Annotated in this window: 16 protein-coding genes; 6 read left to right on the top strand and 10 right to left on the bottom strand. The window is 47.9% G+C overall.

Annotation, left to right across the window (positions count from 1 at the left end; translation table 11 throughout):
* Nucleotides 1–6: 6 nt before the first annotated feature.
* The 4 genes from HGH90_RS09095 to HGH90_RS09080 form a co-directional block, all read right to left on the bottom strand.
* A complete protein-coding gene (locus HGH90_RS09095; RefSeq protein ID WP_169190918.1) occupies nt 7–1,440 on the bottom strand; it encodes a RagB/SusD family nutrient uptake outer membrane protein in 1,434 nt (477 codons plus the stop codon).
* A gap of 18 nt (nt 1,441–1,458) precedes the next feature.
* Nucleotides 1,459–4,788: a SusC/RagA family TonB-linked outer membrane protein gene (locus HGH90_RS09090; RefSeq protein ID WP_168764303.1), complete on the bottom strand. Its 3,330-nt coding sequence runs from the start codon at nt 4,786–4,788 to the stop codon at nt 1,459–1,461.
* Between the two features lie 247 nt (nt 4,789–5,035).
* On the bottom strand, nt 5,036–6,220 hold the full coding sequence (locus HGH90_RS09085) for a FecR family protein (RefSeq protein ID WP_169190917.1): 1,185 nt from the start codon (nt 6,218–6,220) through the stop codon (nt 5,036–5,038).
* A 54-nt stretch (nt 6,221–6,274) separates the two neighbouring features.
* Complete coding sequence (locus HGH90_RS09080; protein WP_168764305.1) at nt 6,275–6,850, bottom strand: RNA polymerase sigma factor; 576 nt, start codon at nt 6,848–6,850, stop codon at nt 6,275–6,277.
* Nucleotides 6,851–7,175: 325 nt separating this feature from the next.
* Between HGH90_RS09080 and HGH90_RS09075 the strand changes: the two genes are divergently transcribed.
* Complete coding sequence (locus HGH90_RS09075) at nt 7,176–7,637, top strand: cupin domain-containing protein (RefSeq protein ID WP_168764306.1); 462 nt, start codon at nt 7,176–7,178, stop codon at nt 7,635–7,637.
* A 24-nt stretch (nt 7,638–7,661) separates the two neighbouring features.
* The gene (locus HGH90_RS09070; RefSeq protein ID WP_169190916.1) at nt 7,662–8,546 is read left to right on the top strand and encodes a dihydrodipicolinate synthase family protein; all 885 of its coding nucleotides are present in this window, start codon (nt 7,662–7,664) and stop codon (nt 8,544–8,546) included.
* 74 nt (nt 8,547–8,620) lie between these two features.
* Here HGH90_RS09070 and HGH90_RS09065 read toward each other — a convergent pair whose 3' ends face one another.
* Nucleotides 8,621–9,127 (bottom strand): DinB family protein, encoded by a 507-nt coding sequence (locus tag HGH90_RS09065; protein WP_168764308.1) that lies wholly within the window; start codon nt 9,125–9,127, stop codon nt 8,621–8,623.
* Between the two features lie 112 nt (nt 9,128–9,239).
* On the opposite strand from HGH90_RS09065, the gene HGH90_RS09060 reads away from it, so the two are divergent.
* Entirely contained in the window at nt 9,240–9,896 is a 657-nt protein-coding gene (locus HGH90_RS09060; protein ID WP_211172602.1) for an NAD-dependent epimerase/dehydratase family protein, read from the top strand.
* On the opposite strand, the gene HGH90_RS09055 is transcribed toward HGH90_RS09060, so the two are convergent.
* Nucleotides 9,893–10,492, bottom strand: a complete 600-nt coding sequence (locus HGH90_RS09055; protein ID WP_168764309.1) for a hypothetical protein — start codon at nt 10,490–10,492, stop codon at nt 9,893–9,895. The two genes, HGH90_RS09060 and HGH90_RS09055, sit on opposite strands and share 4 nt — an antisense overlap.
* A gap of 229 nt (nt 10,493–10,721) precedes the next feature.
* Between HGH90_RS09055 and HGH90_RS31615 the strand changes: the two genes are divergently transcribed.
* Nucleotides 10,722–11,360, top strand: coding sequence for a hypothetical protein (locus HGH90_RS31615; RefSeq protein WP_211172601.1), 639 nt, complete (start codon nt 10,722–10,724; stop codon nt 11,358–11,360).
* 462 nt (nt 11,361–11,822) lie between these two features.
* Here the strand turns inward: HGH90_RS31615 and HGH90_RS09045 are convergent, their stop codons facing one another.
* On the bottom strand, nt 11,823–13,043 hold the full coding sequence (locus HGH90_RS09045; protein WP_169190915.1) for an MFS transporter: 1,221 nt from the start codon (nt 13,041–13,043) through the stop codon (nt 11,823–11,825).
* Between the two features lie 108 nt (nt 13,044–13,151).
* Nucleotides 13,152–14,123 (bottom strand): DUF1080 domain-containing protein, encoded by a 972-nt coding sequence (locus HGH90_RS09040; protein ID WP_168764313.1) that lies wholly within the window; start codon nt 14,121–14,123, stop codon nt 13,152–13,154.
* Nucleotides 14,124–14,342: 219 nt separating this feature from the next.
* Here HGH90_RS09040 and HGH90_RS09035 point away from each other — a divergent pair, with 219 nt between their 5' ends.
* Together HGH90_RS09035 and HGH90_RS09030 are read left to right on the top strand one after the other, a co-directional pair.
* A complete protein-coding gene (locus HGH90_RS09035) occupies nt 14,343–15,302 on the top strand; it encodes an SGNH/GDSL hydrolase family protein (RefSeq protein ID WP_168764314.1) in 960 nt (319 codons plus the stop codon).
* A 119-nt stretch (nt 15,303–15,421) separates the two neighbouring features.
* Nucleotides 15,422–16,750 (top strand): PQQ-dependent sugar dehydrogenase, encoded by a 1,329-nt coding sequence (locus HGH90_RS09030; RefSeq protein ID WP_168764315.1) that lies wholly within the window; start codon nt 15,422–15,424, stop codon nt 16,748–16,750.
* 73 nt (nt 16,751–16,823) lie between these two features.
* On the opposite strand, the gene HGH90_RS09025 is transcribed toward HGH90_RS09030, so the two are convergent.
* A complete protein-coding gene (locus HGH90_RS09025) occupies nt 16,824–17,957 on the bottom strand; it encodes a hypothetical protein (RefSeq protein ID WP_168764316.1) in 1,134 nt (377 codons plus the stop codon).
* Nucleotides 17,958–17,967: 10 nt separating this feature from the next.
* Nucleotides 17,968–21,900: a PAAR-like protein gene (locus HGH90_RS09020; RefSeq protein WP_169190914.1), complete on the bottom strand. Its 3,933-nt coding sequence runs from the start codon at nt 21,898–21,900 to the stop codon at nt 17,968–17,970.
* Nucleotides 21,901–21,910: the final 10 nt, after the last annotated feature.

The raw sequence follows: 21,910 nt of genomic DNA, 5'->3' as shown, positions 1-21,910 counted from the left end.
AATTGACTAGTGATACTGTGGATTTTGCTGAATATTATTGTTGGTGATTTCCTGTGCAGGGATCAGCCATGTTTGGTTATAGGGACCGATGGGCACACTTAACGAGGAGCCCCTTACCGTTTGAATATGCTGGAAGGTATTGGTACGTTTCAAATCGAACCATGCATCTCCTTCATTCGACAATTCCCATTTACGTTCCATGATGATGGCATCGCGGAGCTGGTCTTTGGTGAGCCCTTTCAGGTCTGGTACATCTGTAATGCTGCTTTTGTTGATCCTGGCGCGCCAGCGGATTTTGTTCACGTACTGATACGCCATAGCTGGCCCGTTGACTTCATTCTCTGCCTCTGCTGCGATCAGGTACATTTCGGCCAACCGTAATATTGGGAAGGAATAAGGCACCAATACTGTAGACGGACCTATGTTCTGATCGATGGTAGTAAGGTCGACAAACTTAGTAAAAAAAGCGGGCAGTGTGCCACCTGCCGGAGAAGGATAGTTGATTTTAATGCCCCAGGCCTTGCGCTGATCACCGGCCGGGTAACTGTTGATAAACCAGGTAGCCGGTAAAATGATGGGTTGGTATCCGGGCGCAGGCGATGCCAGGCTATGCAGCGGATTGCTGGTTCTGCCGGGAATGTATTGTTTTTCCCAAATAGATTCGCTGGTATAAGCGGTGTTATGAAACACGGTGGCATAGTCATCTCTCAATGTAAACTTACCAGAGGAGATGACCGCCAGTGCCTTATCACGCGCTTTGGTATAATTAGCCGTGAGGTGCATGGGATTACCGGCGGTAGTGAGGTACACTTTGGCCAGCAATGCGGTGGCCACCAGTTTATATAATCGCCCCTGTTGTGCTGCACCATCCGGCAAATTAGCTTCCGCATATTCAAGGTCGCCCAGCAATTGGTTATATACGTCGGCCTGTGGTGTACGGGGCAGCTGCACGTCTTTATAATTGGTAGCGGCTTTTAAAGGCATGGGCACATCGCCAAACATCTGCACCAGGTAAAAGAAGGCATAGCCGCGTAAGCACCTGGCTTCCGCGGTGAGCTGGATTTTCTTTGCATCGGACAGTGGTGCGGCCGGTAATTTATCCAGGATGAAATTGGCGTTCTTAATCATGGCGTATGGCACTGACCAGGCCGTTCCGGAGGAATAGAAATTGGCGGATGGCTGGTTTTGATAAACAGGCAATGCCTGTTCTGCCGGCTGTGGCGTACCATAGATATCAGAAAACATTTCATTGAGCGCTGTCACATTCAGTGGTAAGCCATCGTACACACCTATTACCGCCGACTCATAACTTTCAGGGCTGGTAAAATAGGTATCCGGGCTGATAGAGGAGCGTGGATTTTCTTCCAGTGTTTTTTTACAGGCCGGCAACAGGAAGAACACCGGGCATATGGTGACGAGCAATAAAAAATAGTATTTCATCTCTCTACATTTTCAATGTTAAAAATTAACTTTTGCACCTACCGTAATAGATTTGGTGGAAGGATAATTGCCCCTGTCCCACCCATTGATGGTAGGGATCGCCCACGATACTTCAGGATCGTAACCGGAATAGTTGGTAATGGTAAGCCAGTTTTGTGCACTTACATACACCCGGATAGACGATAATTTAGCAAACGATAATTGTTTCGCAGAGAAAGTATATCCGAGGGTGATATCCCGCAAACGCAGGTAGGATCCATCTTCTACCCAAAGGCTGTTGGCATAGTCGCGGATAGAGTTGCCACTGTTGGCCGAAGGCTTGTCGATGCTGTTGCCCGTACCGGCTCCTTTCCAACGGTTATCAAAGGCTTCCTGTGTAGGCGCCCATTTCCCGTTCATGGTAATGTTGTATTTACGGAATTCGTTCACGATATCGTTACCATAAGAACCCACGAAGAGTATAGACAGATCAAAATTTTTGTAGGAGAAATTATTGTTGAATCCGAACGTGAACTTAGGCTCCAGGTGAGAGATCACGGTACGATCGTCCTGGTCGTTCACTGTACCTTTTCCATCCCAGTTTTTAAACTTATAATCGCCGGCATGTTTGGAAGGTTCGCCGTTATCGATCGCTTCCTGGTCGGTCTGATACACGCCGGTAACGGTATAGCCATACAACTGCATCATGGACTGGCCAACGATGGTAGGGAACCAGTTGCCACCGGGGCCAATTTCTTTATAGGTAATTTTATTACCCTGTGCGTCCTTGCCCAGATCCAGCACCTTAGTGCGGTTGCTTGTGATATTCAAACCTGATTTCCAGGTGAGCGCACCATCCAGATTAATGGAATTTACCTGGAATTCGAAGCCCTGGTTTTGTACCACCCCCACGTTTTGAATTACGGAATTATAACCGCTGGAAGAAGGCAGGTTTACTTGCAGCAGCAGGTCGCTGGTGCGTTTATGGTAGTAGTCTGCCGTTACCTGTACCCGGTCTTTGACCAGGCCCAGGTCAAACCCGGCGTCGAGTTGCCGGGTAGTTTCCCATTTCAGGCCGGCATTATCGAGTGACGAGGGATAGAATCCGTTATATTGGGTGTTGTTGAATACTACCGGCGTATTGCTTACGGTAGCCAGCGTCTGGTAAGGATTGATGGCCTGGTTGCCCGCCGCGCCGTAGCTGAGGCGAAGCTTCAGGTTGGTAACCTGTTGGCTGTTTTTCAGGAAGTCTTCCTGCGATACATTCCAGCTCAGGGCGGCTGACGGGAAAAACGCGAATTTATTATCGCGCCCAAACTTGGAAGAACCATCATATCTGCCGGTAAAAGTAGCGTAGTATTTCCCTTTAAAGTTATAATTGATCCTGCCCAGGTAAGATACCAGTTTATAGTCGTTGTAGTTGCTGGAAGGCTGTGCAGGTACTACTGCTGCTCCCAGGTTATTGTTTTTATAGAGATCCGTAATAAAACCAGTAGCATCGTTACTATACAACCCATCAGACGAGGTTTGCTGGTAAGTGATACCCCCTACCGCATCGATGGTATGGCTACCAAAAGTTCTGTTGTAGCTGAGCGTATTTTCATTGATGAAAGTGAAAGTGCCGTAGTAGTTCTTTCGTGCCACGCCGGAAATGGGGTTACCATCTTTATCCGTACCACGACCAATGGTAATTGTGCCCGGGGCATAGTAGTCCTCTTTCGTATCATTTTTATCGATACCACCGGAGAGCTTCAGTACCAGGCCGGGAGCAATATTGTAATTCAATGCTACATTACCAATAATGCGCATGGAACTGGAAGGCTGGTATAATTCTCTGGAGATGCCTACAGGATTGGATTCTCCCCAGGGAACGCCGGTAAACCGGGTATAAGAGCCATCGGGATTATATACAGGCTGAGTAGGTGGTATCACCATGGTGGTCCACGGAACGCCACCACCGCCTTCTGCGCCCTGGTATTGGGCCTGGGCGTAGCGCGACTGCTGTAGCGACAGGTTGGAAGTAATGTTAAAACGGTCTGATAATTTTTGATCCAGGTTGGTGCGGAAGGAAAACCTTTTGAAAGAAGAGTTATCAATAATCCCTTGTTGATTGAAGTAGCCGAAGGACGTAAAATAGCGGGTATTTTCGTTTCCACCGGAGATGGAAATATTATGATCCTGTACCGGCGCTTTGCGGTATACCAGGTCCTGCCAGTCGTTGCCTTTGCCGCTCAGGGAGTCGATCTGGGCAGCCGTCCATGGTAAAGGGGTACCGTCATTTTTTGCGACTTCGTTCTGCAGGGCAGCAAATTCCCTGGCGTTGACCAGGTTGATCTTTTTGCGCAGTTGTTGGATGCCATAGTAGCCGCTATAGCTTACCCTGGCTTTACCGGTTTTACCTCTTTTCGTGGTGATCATCACTACGCCGTTAGCGCCACGGGAGCCGTATATGGCAGTAGCGGAAGCATCTTTCAGTACCTCCATCCGTTCGATATCGTCGGGGTTTAGCTGTGCTGATAAATCGTCGAGTGGCAGTCCATCCACTACATAGAGGGGACTACTGCTGGCGCCGATAGAGGTAGTACCCCTGATTTTAATGCGCATAAATTCGCCCGGCTGCCCGGAGGCCTGGTTGACCTGTACGCCGGCCACCTGCCCCTGTAGCGCCTGGGATACGTTGGATACTGCGTTTACCTGGGTGATCTGATCGGCTGTGACAGAACCTACCGAGCCGGTGAGGTCCGATTTTTTAGTAGCGCCATAACCTACGATCACGATATCGTTGAGGGAGCTGGAAGATGTTTTTAGCGTTACTTGCAACCCCGTCAGGTCTTTATTTACCGTAATTTTTTGTTCATGGGGAGCAAAGCCGATGAAAGTGACGCGCAGGGTATAGTTTCCCGGCATTATGCCGTGTATGGTAAAAGCGCCCTTGGCATCGGTGAGAGCGCCTTTGGCACCGGGCAGGAGTGTTACCGTAGCATTTTCCACGGCGTTGCCTTTTTCATCGAGCACTTTTCCGCTGATGCTTTGCAACAGCACCGGTGTGGTGGCGGATGATGCAGTGACAATAGCCGGATTTTCCTTTACTACGATGATCTTGTGCCTGATTTCGCAGGTAAAGGGTTGCCCTTTGCCGATGAGCGTAAGCGCGGTGGCCAGCGGCATATTTTTAATATCTATTTCCAGTGGACTGGCTTTTTTGATCAGGTTAGCATCGTATACAAATGCGTAGCCTGTTTGATCTTTAATGCGATCGAATACCTGTTCTAGCGGCAGCCGGTGGCCTTTCAGGGTCACCGTTTGCGAGAACGTTTTCGCACTTACCTGTAGTAAGGTTAATAAAAGAAGACCAGCAGTCAATTTCATAACCAGGATTATTTGTCTGCGTCGCGGCAGGCCGGACAAGGGAATTTTGATAATGGAGTGTTGTTCCATATTTTTGTACAGTTTGGATTCATGAAATTTCAATATGTCAGTTCAAGTGGCTGTGAAATCGTAGATCCAGATATCCGCCGGAAGTGTTGCAAGCGCTTCCGGTTTTTATTTGGTTGTACGTGTGTAAGTGGCTATGTTTTCATATGTGGCAATTATTCAGATGACAATGATGTGATCACTATAATGGTTGTACAATAATTTTCCTCTCTTTTACTTCGAAATGTACTTTGCCGGTGGCTTGCAAGGCATCCAGCAGTTGGTTGATATCTTCTGTTTTAGGGATAATGCCGGAGAGTTTTACATTGTTGGCATCGCTGCGGTATACTACTTCCACATCGTACCACCGGCATAGCTGGCGCATAATCTCTTTGATACCGGCTTCGCGGAAATGGAATTCTCCATTTTTCCAGGCCAGTATTTCCCTGAAGTCGGCGGCGCCCAGTTTAAACACCGGGTGATCTACCGCGAGATTGGCCCGCTGCCCGGGTTTGATCAATACGCTGTCGGTATGTGTGCTGGCCAATACGGCGCCTTCCAGTAATGCCGTGCTTACGGCCGGTTCGTCGTCGTATGCCAGCACGTTGAATTTGGTGCCCAGTACTTTGACGTCCATATCAGCTTTACTGTGATGCACTTTTACGATAAAAGGAATTTTGGTGCCGTTTTTATTGTGAATGGTAGTGACCTCAAAATAGGCTTCTCCATTCAATACTACCTCGCGACTGCCACCGGTAAAGGTGGTTGGAAAGCGCAGGGAAGAAGCGGCGTTGAGCCATACCCGGGTGCCATCGGGCAACGTTACCTGGTATTGCCCGCCGCGGGGCGTACGGAGGGTATTGTAGGCAACGGCAGTACTGGCGGTCTCACCGGCAGCCTGGTAGGTCAATGCCCCGTTATTGCGTTTAATGACGCGGGTATTTCCCTGTTGACTTAGCATACCATTGCCGGCATTGTCGAGCAGGATGCTATCGCCGTTAGCCAGCAGTAATACAGCCTTGTTGCCACCTGGTAAGATAGTACCGGGTCGGGTGGCAGCGGAGGCCAATGGCGCCGGATGTGGCGCACGGGTACGGAACAATTGCCATCCACCCATGACGCAGCCAATGAGTAAGGCGATGGCGGCCGCTACTTTCCAGGGGGTAAAGAATGCGGTACGCCCCCGGGGGTGCCTGTTTTGCTGTAAGGTTTGTTGCAGGCGATGGTGGATCCGGTCGCGGATCTGTTCCCGCAGCGCCGCATCGTCGGCCGGAATTTCAACGCTATCGTCCGGGGTGGCATAGTACCAGTTGTTGACCAGCTGTTGCTCCTCCGGGGTTGCTTTTCCCGCCAGATAGTTGTTGATGGCCTTGTGTAAATCGTCCATAAATGCCCGTTATACTAAGTAAGTGAGCCGGGCGCAAAAAAATACCTACGCGTTTTAAAAAAAAGTAGAGAAAAAAGTATGGAGGATATGTTTCATCTTATGACGAAGGTGGGTAATGGCTTTATGGAGTTGGTTATCGACCGTTTTAGTGCTGATGCCCATCTGTTCGGCGATCTGCCGGGAGCTCATACCATCGTGGCGGCTATAGCGGAATACCACGCGGCATTTTTCAGGGAGATTGTTTACTTCTTCATTGACCATTTGCAGAATGTGGCGGTAATGCACGCTGTTTTCCATATCGTTGCCTGGCAGGGAGGTTTGTTGCAGGGAGGCCCCGTATTGATGGCCGTATTCTTTTTTCCTGAAGTGTGCGATGGTCATGTATTTCACCGCTGCCGCCAGGTAGGCTTTCAAATGTTGCGCGGCAAGGGTTTTCCGGTTACGCCAGATGCCTGCAAAGACATCGTGCACGATGTCTTCCGCTGCCGGTAAATCTTTCAGGCGCTGATATGCCATGCCCAGCAACGTTTCCCAATAGCGATGATACAAAGCAGTAAATGCTGCTTCATCATCGTCGGCCATCAGGCATAACAGTTCCTCGTCACTGAACAAATGCACTCCCCTTGACATACAGCTAATATTATTTATTGAAACACGTGGCGGTCATAACGTCTGGTTGATACCCGAAATATAAAGATAAAGGAGGCATCCATCTCCCTAAAAATGCAGATAAGAGAAAAAAATATTGATAAAAAAGAAAATCATATCGACCCGCAAGCCATGTAAGCTGGGCATTTCCCGTAACCGTCCCGTTAAGCGTATACAGGACGCATTCTACCTGGACCATCTATTTAAGTAAAAACTGGACGATCTTGATGATCCAGAAAAAGACAAATTTTGTGTCAGCAAACAGCAGAAGCTATCACATTTTATTACAAATAAAAAACACTGACACATGGAAAAGCAAACAGCCACCTTTACCTCCAGGGATTTTCACCGTACCTATGCTCGTCCTGCTTATGTAAAACCAGGAAAGCTGATTCACAAAAATGTAGAACAGGCGGGGGCACACGACTCATTTTCTACTGAACGTAAACACCCGGTATTCTTTGTAGACCTGCCGACGAAAAATGTAAGCATGACCATCGGCGGGCTCTTACCAGGCCAGATCACTAACCGGCACCGGCATACTTATGAAACGGTATTGTATGTACTGGAAGGAAAAGGGTATACGGAAGTAGAAGATGAAAAAGTAGAATGGCAGGCGGGGGATGCAGTATATATCCCCAGCTGGGCCTGGCACCGGCATCAGAACCTCAGCGACAGTGAGCCCGCCCGCTACATTGCCTGTGAAAATGCCCCGCAACTGCAAAACCTGGGTGTAGCCTTAAGAGAAGAAGAAGGCCGGGATCTCTAATCTCTCACAAAAAAAATTAAATACATGGTACAAACCAATTTATTCAAAGGTATCATTGCTTATCCTATAACGCCGTTTGATGCGCAGGAAAAAGTAGATATTCCCTTATTTAAATCCCTCACCGAGCGCCTGGTACAATCAGGCGCTCACGGAATTGCTCCATTGGGCAGCACCGGTGTACTGCCCTATCTTACAGAAGAAGAAAAGGAAGCCGTTACTACTGCCGCTATTCAACAGGTTGCCAAACGTATACCCGTACTTGTGGGAGTTTCGCATCTCACTACTGCGGGCGCTATCCGTCATGCTCTGTTTGCAGAGAAGGCGGGCGCTGACGCCGTGATGATACTGCCTATGAGTTACTGGAAACTGACGGAAGACGAAATTTTCCGGCACTATGAAAAGATAGCCGGCAGCATTTCATTGCCCATCATGGCTTACAACAACCCCGCTACCGGAGGTATTGATATGTCGCCCGCATTGCTGAAACGTTTGCTCCAGATCCCCAACATCACCATGGTGAAGGAAAGTACGGGAGATATACAGCGCATGTTTACCCTGCGTAAAGAACTGGGTGAAGCTGTGGCATTTTACAATGGTTCCAACCCGCTGGCACTGGCAGCGTTTACTGCCGGCGCCCGTGGCTGGTGTACAGCGGCGTATAATCTCATCCCGGGGTTGAACAACCGGTTATTTGAGGCCTTCTCCCGGCAGGACATGACCACTGCCAGGGATGTTTTTTATCAGCAGCTGGAACTGTTGCAGTTCATCGTTGCCAAAGGGTTGCCGGTAGCGATACAGGCAGGACTAAAAATACAGGGGATAGAAAGCGGCTATCTTCGTAGTCCCCTGCAACCGCTTAGCGCTGCGGACTATCAAAAGCTGCGGGAGATATTAGAACAACTGAATTGATACCGCCAATAAGAAATAAAGCAGCCCGGAAGATTTTTCTCCCGGGCTGTTTTTTATTATAAAAGATAATATTGCTATTTCATGATTTCCCGGATACTGGTCAGGTGGTGATCATCGTGTTCTGCTACAAAGTAGGCCAGGTCGATGATCCGCATAGGCGTTTTCAAACGGGGATGCAAGGCCACGTGCAGTAGCTGAGTGTCTTGCAGTGTGAGCAGGCGATTCACGAGTTGTTGCCGTTGCACTTTAAACAGCTGCAATAGTTCGGACAGGTTAGTCGCATTATGGTTAGCGGTATGTGTTCTTTGATTGGTGAGATCTGCTTCGCGGAGTTCAGGGATTCCATGGGCCAGGTCATCGAGGCGGCCCAGCCAGAGTGGTTCCATATCTGCCAGGTGGCCGGCCTGTTCTTTCATACTCCATTTCCCCTCCGCTTTGGCTGTCAACATAGTATTATCCAGTGGGCTTAACATCGCTTCCAGTCTGATTGGCGTGCCTCTCAGCCGCTCTATGATGTCGGGTAACACCCCGTTATCGTCGATGATGGGAAAACTTCTTTTAAACCATTCGGTCCTTTTCATGAGCATGAAATTTTTTCAATAACAATAAAGCATGTTTCCATATCAAATATATTCATTAATCTTACATCAAGCGCAGCAATAATAACCCGTATTCCTTAAATATATCATCATTATGAAAGTGATCATTACCGGTGCTACCGGCATGGTTGGAGAAGGAGTGCTGTTGGAATGTTTGTCCCATCCGGACATTACACAAATACTGCTGGTGAGTCGCAAAACCTATGGCTTACAACATCCAAAATTACAGGAATGCCTGATTCCTGATTTTATGCAGCTGGAAGATCATGTAACCCAAATAACCGGCTATGACGCCTGTTTTTACTGTGCCGGTATCAGCTCCAATGGTATGAACGAGGTAGCCTATACCTTTATTACCTATGACGTAACACTTCATTTTGCACGCCGTTTGGCGGCCATTCAGCCGAATATGATCTTTGAATATGTATCAGGCAGTCATACCGACAGTTCTGAACAGGGGCGCATTATGTGGGCGCGGGTGAAAGGGAAAACTGAAAACGCGCTGGCAAAACTTTCGTTCAAAGAAATATATTATATACGGCCCGGCTTTATGCAGCCGACGCCGGGACAAAAAAATATAAAACGTTATTACCGGATGATTGGGCACCTCTATCCGTTATTGCGCTGGTTATTTCCCAACCAGGTAAGCACTATGCGGGAAGTAGGCCTGGCGATGATCCTGGCGGCACTCAAAGGATATCCCAGGCCTATATTGGAAGTAAAAGATATTAAGTTACTGGCCCGCGGTTAACGGAGTTTATAGCCCAGCCCCAGCGTGATTCCCCAGGCATTGTAATTTATCTTCGTGTAACGGCTGGTAGCGAGGGGAGAAAGTCTTAGCAGATAGTTGCCTGTGAGTCCCACTCTAAACCGGTTAATGTTACGCACAATACCTGCTTCCGTTTTGATACCGGTATTACATGTTTTGGTATCATAGGCTTCAAAAAGGGGATGATCCTTTTCATTATTATTCAGCAGGATATTTAAGTAAGGTCCTGCGCCGGCGAAGAACTCAGTATGTGCGGAAGGAGATAGATGCCGTGCACGGAAAGTGGTGTTCACCTGCGCAAAGTTATACCAGGACATGTCCCCTCCTGGTCTGCCAATGAGCAGTGTATGGCGCTCTCCCAATGCAACATAGCCCACTTCACTGGACAAATAAAACCATTTTTTATGCAGGTACTCAATGCCTGCCATGATCGTAGGGGTTACCAGGGGGTTATTTTTAACTTTAAAAGCCTCCACCCGGAGGTTGGAAGTGGTGATCCCCATGTTCAGGTGAACCACCTGTGCATAGGTACTTTTCAGGCCAACAAACAGTCCTGCTAACAGTAACATTTTTTTCATTCCATTTGGGTTTTAGAGATTTGTAAAATATCGATAATGCACTGATTTGCCGAAACAGTTATTGGCTTGAAAACTTGTACATATAGCTACCTCTACCATTTAAACCATATAGCTGTATTAAAAAATAGCCTAAATTGCAGCGATACGTCTGTCCGGTTACCTATCGTAACCCTTTCAATTTGTCAAGATTCCTTTTGATTTCCAGTAACACCCAATTAATCTACTTGCTATGAAAAGACTCGTCATGCTGATGCTGGCAGGTGCCCTTTCAATAGGCACAATAAACAGCTATGCGCAAAGCACTACTACCGCACAGCAAACCACCGAAAAAGCCACCAAGGCTGCCAAGAAGAAAAAGAAACAAGCGGACGACCAGGTAACAGCCACCCAGGACCAGGCCACTACCAAGGTTAAAAAAAGCAGGGCTAAAGCAGAAAAAGCAGTAGCAGCTACCGACGCTGCCGGCACTACTGCTACCGAAACCGCCAGGAAAACAAGAACAAAAAAGACGAAGGAAGTAACCACTGCAGCTACCCCAGCTACGCCTGCGGTACCAGCTACCACTACCACCCTGGAAACGCCTAAAAGAACGAGGGCCAAAAAGAACAAGGAAGTAGTTACAGCACCAACTGTACCAGCTACGCCTGCTCCCCCTGCTCCTGCTGCTACTGCTCCTTCCCGGCCTACTCCCCCTGCACCTGCAGTAACTGCCGCTAAAAAACCGGTTGTTACGCCTTCCGCCCCTGCTAATAGCTCCGACCCGGCCATCGGTACCGACGCTAAAGGCAGAACCATTTACCAGGGACGCCGCGGTGGACAATACTATATCAATAAGAATGGAAATAAGACGTACATCAAAAAAGATTAGCTGCACCTTGCAAAAAAGATATCGCCTGTATCGTTGCGATACAGGCTTTTTTATGCATACCCAATAAAAAAGCCCCCGGCCAAATATGGCGGAAGGCTTCTATCGGATCGTTGATTCCTTACGTATGATGCTGCTATCTGTAATATCCGTGGTAATAGTGATGATAATGGCGATGAGGGTAATAATATCCGGGCCTGTCGCGCACTACCAAACAACTGCTCAAACCAGATACGAGAAGGATGGCGAGTATAAAATACTTTAACGTTTTCATGATTACAAGATTTGATAAACACTGGAAATAAGTAGCTATTAAGCGCCTGCAGACGGTTTAATGTTCTTGCTCACTATAAAGTATGATAAAACTATGCCAGAGTAACGGGTAGACTGTTATCTACTGTTATCGTTTGTTAACGGTATCAGTTAACAGCAGGATGGTCATTGTTTGTTGCTGCGATGATGCAGTCACACACTCCGTTCCTGCTTATCCAACATCCTTACCCGATACATCACCATACCGCTGATGATGATTAACAACAGGTAGCTGTAGGATAAATTATGTCCATCTTTTGCGGGCAGTAAATAAATGAGACTATAACTTAGAATGGATACGATCACATAACATACTCCTCCTGTTAAGCCGCCTGCAATTCCTGCATTCCGGGGGAATTTCTGCAAACAATAGGTGAAGTAGTTATTGTAGGTAAATCCGGCGCCCACATGCACGAGGAAAGCGAATACCAGGATAGTCCATAAGCCGCCGAAAAGTATGAATGTGAGCAGCAGCAGCGATGCGGCGAGGAACTGCAATGCTACGTTGATATTCATCTTCTTCACAAAGGGTTTATTGATCAAACCCTTACCCAGGAAGCCTCCTGCCATCCACGCAAGACCGAGGAACAGCGAGCAGTAACCGGTGATTACCGGCGATAAGTTAAAGTAGTGTTCAATGATAAAAGGGCCCGACATGTTATATACCATTACCATGGAATAGGCCAGTCCGAGCATACCGATACCTAAGGTAAAACTGCTGGTGCGCGCCATAGTATAGTAAATAGAAAAAATAGCGCGGGGATGGAAAGGGGTAGTGTGTTTAATGGTTTCGCCGCCAAAGATCAGCTCCAGGATAAACAGCAAACCAGCAAATCCACCCAGGAAATAAAAATTGGATTCCCATCCAAAAGTCACCTCCAGGTAGCCTCCGATGAAAGGTGCAATGATAGGCCCTGTAGACCATATGATCGTAAAATAGCTGAGATAATGTTTTAATTTCTCTCCTGAATATAAATCAACAAAAAACGCCCGCTTACTTACTACCATAGCCGCCATGGTGATACCATGCACGATGCGCATGGCATAGATTACATAAATGCTGTGTGTATTGGCTACAATTACGCAGGATATGCAACAGATAAACATCGATACCATCGATATCCGATACCGGCCGTAGCTGTCGAGCAGACCGCCTACGAACAACTGAGACACGCCATAGCTGATCAGAAAAAGACTGAGGGTCAATTGTGCCTGGCTGTTGGTGATGCCCAGGGCGCTGGTCATGCCTGGCAGGGAGGGTAGGTAAATGTCGGTGGCAAAACCCGACATGGGTATCATGGCGAAAGCGAGTATAGTAGCTATTCCGATATTGCTCTCCTTAATGTTGCTGCGTTTGTTGATACTGGTTCCCATTATTGCTGTTGATTCTTATCCTGCAAAAATAGGTATTAATACCAACAACAAAGGAGCAAAGACGCGGAGATACCTGCGCTTTGCTCCTTTGCTATCTCGTGGAAAATATTATTTCGCCGGGGTAATGACGATGTTCCTGAATTCAATAGGGCCATGGTCGCCCTGGAAATAGATCGGTCCCGGTTCCGCTTCATTGCTATCCAGCGCACCGCCGGTGATACCGGGAATTTCCTGGTTGCTGATGATAGTTTTGCCGTTAGCAACGATCGTTACCATGCGGCCAACGAGGGTGATATCATATGTTTGCCACTGATCAGGTCCGATCGCCGCATTTTCACTGGGCACCAGGAATCCATATACGCCTCCGAACAGGTGACTGTTTGGATGGTCGGTTTTAGGATTGTCGATGATCTGTGTTTCATAGCGGCCTCTCAGGTATACACCACTGTTACTTCCTTTCTGATAGCGGAATTCAAGGTGTAATTTGAAGTCGGTGAAAGTCTTTTCGGAAATCAGGTTAGCGCCGGAGTGAGGGCTACTCAACACACCGTTTTTAACGATCCATTGGTTTTCGCCCAGTGCTTTCCAGCCGGTCAGGTCTTTCCCATTAAATAATTTAATGGGTTTGCCCCATACGGGAGGTGTGGTTCTTTTCAGGTCGGGTGCTTTTACGCCTGTAAAGGGATAAGACTGCCCGTCGCTGGTATGAATAGTACCGCTGATACCGTCAGCAGTTACGGTTCCTTCAAGTGTCAGATCGCGATCTTCGCGTTCCCATTGTGGAGGGATAGCAAAGCTGAATTTACCGTTATCGAAGTTGACCTTTGAAATAGGCCGGGCGCTACCACCTGTGCTCACAAAGCGGCCTACCAGGGTTCTGAAGCCGGAGAGTTCTACTTCCAGCCAGGATGGTTTGTCTGTCCCATTTTCATTCACTTTGATATCCCAGCGGCCAATCAGGGAACCACCTGTCACGGTTTCCGTTTTAATAGCTGACACCTGCGCCATCACACCGGATGGATATGCCAGTCCCAGGCCCATACAACATATCAGACCTGCGATAATACGTTTTCTGTTCATGTTCATAATTATTGAAGAAGTTATAAAGATAAATATTTGGTTCTTTTTTTTCCGGCTTTTATTGAGAGAGAGAAAGTTAGCAGTAAATGAACCGAAAACAGGTCTACTGCAATATGAGTGCAGTGCTATGCTATTACTTTGAGGCAGTGGCTAATCCACCTTCCTGTTCCAGATACCCTCTGCAGTACTACTACCAGCATTTTTATCAATACCACTACCATGAAAAAGTGTTTACTCCTGGCAGTCTTTTGTCTTGGTACCTGCATCAGCTATGCACAAAATTGCAGTAGCCCGTTGAAAATCGTCGTACTGGGTTCTTCCACTGCCTGGGGCAATGGACTGCCCAGCCGTGACAGCGCCTGGCCATTCCGTTATGCCCGCTATCTCAAAGCCAGTCATAACGTCGATGATACGGTGATCAACCTCGCTATTGGCGGGTATACCACCCAGCAGATCATGCCCAACGGTACACCGCCTTATACTACGCTGGGCATCATCATCAGCGTAGATACCGCGCATAACATTACCAAAGCCATATCGCTGCATCCTGATGCCATCATCGTTAATATGCCCACCAACGATGAGGCAAAAGGTTTTCCGCTGGATAAACAGCGGGCCAACTTCCTCGCGTTGAAGCAGGCCGCCGAGCAGGCTCATATCCCCCTGTGGGCAAGCACTACGCAGCCCAGGGGTAATTTGGGGTATGACGCCGCTACCCGCCTGCGACAAATGAAAGATACCATTATCAAGTACTTTGGCGCCTATGCGATCGATTTCTATACAGGTATGGCCACCAACAGGGGATTCATTACCCCGTTGTACAACAGCGGCGATGACGTGCATTTTAATTCACTGGGACAAAGTATCCTGTTCAGCCGTGTAGTAGCTGCCGCAATACCGGATTCACTCTGTGGCTATAAATCTATTGCTACTACGCCTACCCTTCCCCCTATGCCTCCTAAACAGGGTTGGCTATTTCCTAACCCTGCTACAAATCATGTACTGCTGCAGGATATCATAGAAACGGTATTCAGCGTGGCTGTTTACAATAGTAGCGGCGCATTGATCCACCTGCAACAAAATACGATGAGCAACCGCCTGGATGTGAGAAACTGGAGGCCCGGCATCTACTTTATTATGGTGAACCAATCGCAACGATATAAACTAGTGAAGATGTAAGGCAAAAGGAAACGGGTATCTCTGCTGATGGAGATACCCGTTTTTAGTTGTAATTAATATGAAAAAATCAACCCGTTAATGTAAAAAGATGTAACTTTTGCCCTTCAACCCCTATAGCGATGGAAAAAAAATACTTGTCTGCAGCTGTGACTGCCTTATTATTGTCATTATGCAGTTGTCATGGTTCACGCCCCCCGGCGCATGCAGCCCAAGACTCCCTGGCTGCGGCCAACAACACACCGCCGGATTCGCTGCCTCTCCCGGGAGCTACCAAGTCTGTCACCAACTTCAGCGATGTAATTGGCTGGAAAGACGGCAGCAAACCTATTGCTCCTCCTGGCTTTGAGGTGACCAAATTTGCAGACGGCCTGCAAAACCCCCGATGGATATACGTAGCGCCCAATGGCGATGTGTTTGTATCAGAAGCGCATGCGATCAAGCGGTTTACCCAAGAGGTGATCAACAAATGGAGCGGTAAAGCGAACTCAGAAAATAACAACATTACGGCCAACAGGATTACCATGTTCCGGGATACTAACCATGATGGGCTTCCGGAGGAACGGTATACCTTCCTGAAAAAGCTGAACCAGCCCATGGGTATGCTGATATTGAATAATATCTTTTATGTAGCCAACACCGATGGTATTGTACAGTATCCTTATCAAACCGGGATGACCACCATGGAGGCTGATGGCAAGAAAATAGTGACCTTGCCTGCTGGCGGCTATAATAATCACTGGACGCGGAACATCATTCCCAATGAAGATGGCAGCAAGTTGCTGGTGTCTGTAGGGTCTGGTACCAACGATGCCGAACAGGGAATGGAAGTGGAAAAAAACAGGGCCAATATATTGATCATGAATCCTGATGGCTCCGACCTGAAGATATATGCCAACGGGCTCCGCAACCCTGTGGGTATGGACTGGGCGCCGGGCACCCATACTTTGTGGACGGTAGTCAATGAACGGGATCAGTTGGGCGACGACCTCGTGCCCGACTATTTTACCAGTGTGCAGGAAGGCGGCTTTTATGGCTGGCCTTACGCGTATTTTGGTCAGCATGAAGATCCCTCTTTCAAAGGCAAGGAACCTGAGCTGGTAAAAAAATCTATTACGCCGGATGTAGCGCTGATGGCCCACTCTGCCTCACTGGGCCTACTTTTCTATAAGGGAACTGCCTTCCCGGAAAAATACAGAAATGGCGCTTTCATCAGCCAGCACGGCTCCTGGAACCGTACTTACCTGTCGGGCTACAAAATCATTTACATTCCTTTCCAAAACGGCAAGCCTGCCGGTAAAGCGGAAGATTTCCTGACCGGCTTTATCGCCAACGAGCCTAAAAGTGAAGTACATGGCCGCCCCGTAGGTATGGCCATGATGAAAGATGGTTCCCTGCTGGTAGCTGATGATGCTGCCAATACCATCTGGCGGGTGTCGGTAAAAAAATAATATTATCAATAAGAAAAGGGTTGCATTCCGGATGGAATGCAACCCTTTTCTTATTGCCTGTTAATATGCTTGATTACTTCACAATACTGGGTTCTATTTCTTTTCTTAATTCCGGTAATCCGAAATACTGTTGCTGAATTAAATAGTCACGCAGCCCTTTATCTTCCAGGAACAGGTTTTCCAGGATAGTGCCAGCCGGCCACGTAGCGGGGTTCTTAGGTACCAGCGCATGAAACAGCGGCACGTAAATATTAGCTACATAGGCCACAATCTTTCTCTTTTCTTCCAGCGACCACAGCTCAAAAGGCTTTTGCCCGGTAAATTCGGTACTGCCGCTGTTGTCGTACAATGCCGAAGCATACCAGTTCAGGCCATCCAGTAAACGGTGATCTTCCGCGGTGGTATGGTCTTTTATCCAGGTGAGCAGGTCTTCCCGGATAGACATTTTCCCCCTGCAATCCTTCACAAAAATGGATTCACCCACGGTACCAATATGGTTATCATCCATACGGGCATAATCGTTCATGACCAGGTCGTTGATACGGGGTTCTTTCGTATAGCCGTACTGTTTTACCAACCTTTTCAGGAATACGGAGTCGTTGGCCAGCAGGATGGCCAGGTCGGCCTTGCTGTCGTTGAGCAGGTATTTATTCCTGGATACCATCGTGGGCAGCAACTGTATCTTATAGTGGGCACTGTCGGTAAATTCTACGAAGTCGCCCACCAGCGGTACATGGGTAATAAAATGATATCCCGTGGAAACAAAAATATTATCAACCGTATACCAATATTCTTCGTCTTCTTTTTTCTTCCCGTCAAACAAAGTGATAAACTGTTCATGTTTTTTGGTGTCGCAACTACCGGGTTCAAAAACATCGCCGAATATACTGCGGATCTTTGCTTTAAAAGCGTCGTCGGACAACTGCACAAAATGCTGCGCTTTCAACCCTTCTGCGATGGCTGGCAGTGCCACGTTTACATCGGTTTCGGTATATTTATAAATAGGATAAGATCCATCTTCTGATGCTTCCAGCCTCATCTGCAATTCCTTGTGCTTTTTCAGTAAAGCAGCATTCATGGTATATACGTTTTCAATTGGTTTAACACTATCGGTTTGCGCTGCCTGTTTCGTATTACTTTCCTGTGGATGACAGCCCACGCAAGCCAATACCATCGCAACGATTCCGGTGAAGGTGTGTTTATACATTGTTTGTTGTTTATCTTAATCCGATATGAAAGTGATCCTGATGAACGCTCATCGCCACTCCTTTGGTATGTTTAATACCTGCTTTATACGCATAGTTGGTATTAAAGCCCCATTTTAAGGCAATGGTAAGAATATTTTCCAGGGTTTCTACAAATTTTTCTTCTGATGGATAATGTGCTTTAGCGTCATACCAGTACCGCTCATCAGGCGCTGCGCCGGGATAGCGGATATCCATATCATCGCCGTGCACGTGGCCCTGGTGCCCGATATTTCTTCCGTCATTGGCAGAAATGTCGTTATAGTAGAGCGTGCCGGCATATCCATTGAGCGGCAGCGAATAAAAGAAGCCAAAGAAGGCCGCGGCTACTTTCGGCGCCGCATAGTTATCTCCACCGGCATCCCTGGTCCCAAAACGGCCCCAGTTAGGCCCTGTTTCAGGGAAAGGCAACAGGGTTTTCTCGTTGGCGTTGATGACATATGTTTTCACCAGGGCGTTCTTGTTGTACACATCAAACTGGTATTGCTTAGATTCTTTGTTGATCCGGATCTGCTGGTAGGTAAACAGGTCCACATCAATCCGGTACTTGTTGTTGTCGCCGGCGGGAATGATACCGTACAAGCATTCACTCACTTTAAACACGACCGATGTTGTTTCCTTAAATGCTTTTTTCTTTTCTGCGTGGCTACTTTTGCCGTCGGATGTCACGGCATCTTTACCTACTTTCTTGCTGATCTTTTCGGTCACTTCTGTATTGCCATTGGCCGCGTTCTGCAGTCCTTTCCATTTCCAGAAAGCCATAGACGACAGCACTCCTATCTTCAGGTCTTTAATCACCAGGTCGGGATCAGCAATGATATCTGCGTTCTCCCGCTTCGTGTAGGTGTTGGCGTAGTCGTAAGCGGTGCGGCCCGTTAGCTGGATGGGGCCTTTCCCGCGGAAGTTCCAGCCATCGTTGGCCTGGGTATTTCCCAGCTCCCTTCCTTTAGCGGCGTCGGGGCCATAGGCGTAGTTCGCAATATTCTTTTCATTCTCAGGAGTTACGCCCGGGTGAGGAGGCTTTTCATTGGCCCTACCCCATAGTTCCGCTTTGGCCCGGCCTTCTGTGGTTTGAAAGGCGCCGAAGTTTTCAATCAGGCTTTTCCAGTACCAGTTAAAGCTTTCCCCGCTTTTCAGGTGCAGCGTGCTGCCGGTTTCCACCATGATCTGTGCAAAGAAATGGGCTTTATTCCAACAGGTGTTCATGCCCAGTTCCTTCATGTATTTGTTGTAGATGTCGGCAGTTGTTTGCAGGCTTTCCGGCGTAGCATCCGGGAACATTTTCTTCAATGTAGCCGGCGTTATTTTTTCATTGCAGCGCGGACAGCCGCCGGAAGATTCTTCTTTCTCCAATGCTTCTCCCAGCACGGTGGGCGCTACATCTTTGGTCACTTTATTCAGCAAATCAGCCGCACCATCCGAGAGTTTAATATGCTGGTAATAACTAATGGTTTTAGGATTGAAGGTGTTTTTATCTGCTACTTCCTTCGGGAATTCAAACTTATCGGCATCCTTGGATTTGATAATGACATAGAAAGCCCGAAGATTATCATCTTTAGCTTTTACGCCCGTTTTTAACTTGCCGGTGTCCAAATCTATATTCAGGATTTCCTGGTCGCCTACCTTAGTGGTCAGCTCCAATACCAGTTTATCTTCTTCCTTGTATTTATTTTCCCAGAGCTGCAGGGTAAGCATTTCCCCTCCCAGGTTGCGCGTCTGGATATGGATCTTTATCTTCTCCCCATATTTATACACTTTATAAGCGGGATAATCTTTACTGTCGTAGAAGTGAACGGACACCACTTCTTTGGTGCCGTCGATGTACACATATTTTCCTGTTTCCTTGTCACGCAGGTTGCTTTCTTTTTTGGGATACCAAAACTTTTTGCCCTTTGCCTCTACCGTTTTCACATCTGCAAACTCAATGCCTCCGGGTCTTTGCAGGATACCGAAGCAAACGTCGTATTCATTCCATTCATATAATTTCTTCAGCAGTGGTTTGAGATCATCGGTTTTGACATCGAGTTTGATATCGCCGTTGGTATCAAAAGTGGCCTCACCCAGGTCTTTAATATAATTAAAGCTCGACTTGTCGGCTTCCAGGATATGCAGGTTGACTTTTTCTCCTGCTGCCGCGGGGCAGCTGACCAGGACTTTCATCGTTTCTTTCCAGCCGGCGAAGGATTTATACACGCCTTCTTTATCTCCAAAGCACCAGCGGGTGATGGCGGCATATTTTGCATTTACTTCCAGCCTTTTGGTAGAAGTGCCGAGCGTGGCGGTCATATAGAATTTGCCTGCATGGGTGGCGTAAACGCCTGCATTCTTTTCTGTGCTGCTGTTGTTGTTAGGCACCCATGTCAGCGGGCCATCCAGCTCCCGCTGGTATTTCATAAGGGTTTTAGCTACCAGCGTGTAGTGTTTACCTACTATCCAGTCGGTGGTACCACCTTCCACTTCCAGCTGTACCACTTCGTTGTTTTTCACTTCGAAGCGCCAGTCGTCTTTCTGATGATTGCCGGCGGGTGCGCCTTTGCGGGCATCCCAGGCATCGGCTTTCATCACGTAAGCTTCCACTACATACTTGCCGGGGCGCATAAAGTGCATGCGGCCATCCAGTGAAATAGCAGAACCGGTGCCCACATCGCGGCCGTTGAGCTGCCACTTGACCATGCTGCTTTCAAAGTCCTGTACCTGCGTTTTGTATACCATTTCGCTTACTTTAAAGCTCATGGTGGTGCCGGGTCTGACTACATCGGCCTGTTGGTCGTTGGTAACGGCTACTACGCCATTTGCTTCCGACACCATATCCTGGCTTACTGTCTGTGGCGCGCCGTCGGGTGTATCCGCCGCCATAGTGGCTGTTACTTTATAAGTGGTAGCAGTGTTGTCGGGTGTAAACGTAATCTTGTCATTGCCGGGTTCCGTAGCTGCTACGATATTGCCTGCCTGGTCGGTCACCTGCATGGATACACGCTTCTTTTCATCTGCAGTGGCCGGCTTCATTTCATAGTCGGCATTCACAGTAACGGGCACTCCCCTACGAATGCGTTGTTCACTGCCCTTTAGCAGTCGCCCCATGCCCTCTCCTACGCTGAGGCGGTCTTTCAGTTTATTAACCGTTACCTTCACGTCGAGGGAACAGCGGGTATCATCGCCTTCATTGCCATAGGCCATCACGCGATAGTTGCCGGCTACGTCGAAGTTCATTTTCAGGGTAGGACCTGCCTCGTTGAAATCCCGGGCGGCGCCTTCAAAGCCTTGTCCTTCGAGGATTTTCCAACTTACCTTGTCTTTATCTGCCTTCGCTTCATTGAAATAAGATTTTACCGAGAAGTTAATCGATTCATCTACTCTTACGATCAGTACTTTTACCGCATCTGTTTTCTGGCTGCCACTCACCAGTTCCAGCGCTGGCACCCTTCCTTCTACCACAGCTTTAATCGTATGCACTTTAGGCATTTCCCTACGATTTGCTGGCTTGGGCGCCATCGGGTTGAGTGCCGACATCGTTTCTACTTCCACTTTATCGAAATGAGCGCTGTTTACCGCGGCGGTTTGCCCATGGAAAACAATAGAGATGCAGGGAGTACCTGCGGTAGCACATACTGCTTTACTATCTTCTGTGAGTACCTTTCCTCCATTGGTAAGGGTTACCTTTTCATATGGCTGTTGCCAGGCGGTGATAGACGGTACGCAAGCATTGTTGTTATTTTTGCTGCAGCTGCCAAATGTTTTTGCTTCCAGGGGTGTCCCGGTATCTTTTGTGCTAGCGATAGGTTTTTCGCTGCCGTCTCCATCATTGATATAATCACGGTTGTTACCGCTGATGACTAGCTTATCAGTATTGGCGGCAAAATCGCATTTACAGGTGGCTCCCTGTACTACAAAGTGTTTATCGGCCATACAATGGATG

The sequence above is a fragment of the Chitinophaga sp. Ak27 genome, assembly GCF_012726295.1.
Lineage (GTDB): Bacteria > Bacteroidota > Bacteroidia > Chitinophagales > Chitinophagaceae > Chitinophaga.
The sequence above is the reverse complement of the archived record's forward strand: the minus strand, read 5'-3'. Positions and strand labels throughout refer to the sequence as shown.